Annotated in this window: 2 protein-coding genes; both read right to left on the bottom strand. The window is 64.2% G+C overall.

Going from position 1 to position 1,805, the window contains the following annotated elements; genetic code table 11:
• Positions 1–1,058: sodium:proton antiporter NhaD (gene nhaD, locus ACESMD_RS09100; RefSeq protein ID WP_372612425.1), on the bottom strand; the 1,058-nt coding region annotated here is incomplete at its 3' end.
• 151 nt (positions 1,059–1,209) lie between these two features.
• On the bottom strand, positions 1,210–1,479 hold the full coding sequence (locus ACESMD_RS09095) for a hypothetical protein (protein WP_372612423.1): 270 nt from the start codon (positions 1,477–1,479) through the stop codon (positions 1,210–1,212).
• Between the last annotated feature and the right edge of the window lie 326 nt (positions 1,480–1,805).

Genomic DNA, 1,805 nt, shown 5'->3' with positions numbered 1-1,805 from the left:
GCCACACGGTTGAAGACGTCGAAGGGCACCACGCTGCCCAGGCTCTCGAGCTTCTTCCAGTCACCGCGCTGGCTGTAGCGGGTGCGCTTGCGCTCCAGGGAGCGTGGCAGGGTACGGCGCAGGTAGTAACCGAAGAACTGCAGATAGCCCAGGCCAGTCATCATCCCCAGCACCGGCGGAAGGTGCAGCAGCGTGTGGGCGGCCACGGCGGTGGCCACCGTGAGAAGGAACAGCAGGATGATCCGTCGGGCACCGCGCTTCAGCCAGACACCCTCTTCAAGGCTGTCCGGCTGGCGATTCTTGATGAAGACACTCATCACCACGGCCGGAATCAGGAAGTTGACCAGCGAGGGCACCAGCAGCTCGAAGAATTCGTAGAACTCGATCAGCCCGGCCTGCCAGACCATCAGGGTGGTGATGTCACCAAAGGGACTGAAGGCGCCGCCGGCGTTGGCGGCCACCACGATGTTGATGCAGGCCAGGTTGATGAAGCGCTTGTCGCCCTCGGCAACCTTGGTCACCACGGCGCCCATCAGCAGGGCGGTGGTCAGGTTGTCGGCAATCGGCGAGATGACGAACGCCAGCACGCCGGTGATCCAGAACAGCGAGCGATAGCTGAAGCCCTTGCGGACCATCCAGGAGCGCAGGGCGTCGAAGACGCGACGCTCCTCCATGGCGTTGATGTAGGTCATCGCCACCAGCAGGAAGAGCATCAGCTCGGTGAACTCGAGCAGGGTCTCGCGGAAGGCCTCTTCCGACTCCGTGGGCATGCCTGCCTGGACATAGACCCAGCCGATGAGGCCCCAGATGATGCCGGCAGCCACCAGCACCGGCTTGGACTTGCGCATGTGGATCTTCTCTTCGGCCATGACCAGGGCATAGGCGAGCACGAAGACGGCCAGTGCCACGAAACCGATCAACGACGAGGTCATGTCCATGGACCCGGTGACGGCCATTGCCGACGGACTGAAAAGCAGGGCGGCGAGAAAGAGCAGGAGAATGCCGGACCACTTGCGGCATTGCAGGGGAGGCGCGTCATTGCTCAAGACGGGGATCATGGTGGCGAGCGTCCTCTAGGAAGGCCAGAGAGAAGAGAGTGGTGGCAGTATAGCAGTACATGCTGCGGCGCAATATGCTCCAAAAGTGGGATTCTCCTGACCTGTGTCAGGTTGTGCCCCGGGTCGTCTTCCTGATCGGCAACCGCCAGGCTCAGGGTGCCTCGTCGCGCTGAACCTCCAGTGCCTGGCGCCATTCGTCCGGCCGAACCACGTCCATCGGCACGTCCAGGTCCTCACGGCGGCGTTCGAACCAGCGCCGTGGCTGCAGCAGGCGAAGGTCTGTCTCGCCATCGGCCAGCAGATCGACCCCGACCCCCAGGGCACCCAGGCGGGCATAGAGGGTGCCGATCAATGTCTCGTCACGCAATACCAGGTCGGCAAGCATGGTGAGGTTCCCGCCTTCGAGACGAGCGTCGCGCATCTCGAGCCCCAGGCGGGATCTCAGCCCCAGCGGACGAGTCCAGCGACAGATCGCCGGATACGAAGCGGGCGACCCCGAGATCCGAGGCGTCCCGCAGTCGAAAAGGCTCGACCCGCAGGGCTGCCACCTCAAGATGACCGGGCACCCAGCTGCGGCCCGATTCCCAGCGGATCGACATGCCGGTCCGTTCGGCCAGCGCGTTCTGCGCCCAGGACGTATTGAGCAGCCAGTTGGCCCCTGCCAGGTAGCTGGCGTATACCAGCAAGGGGAGGAGTGCCAGCCACCCCCAATGGGGCGGCGGTTGTGCCGGTCAGTGTCCTGGGGTC

Origin of the sequence: Halomonas sp. (assembly GCF_041689495.1) — a bacterium.
Lineage (GTDB): Bacteria > Pseudomonadota > Gammaproteobacteria > Pseudomonadales > Halomonadaceae > Halomonas.
Note: the sequence above shows the minus strand (reverse complement) of the source record. Positions and strands in the feature narration are given on the sequence as shown.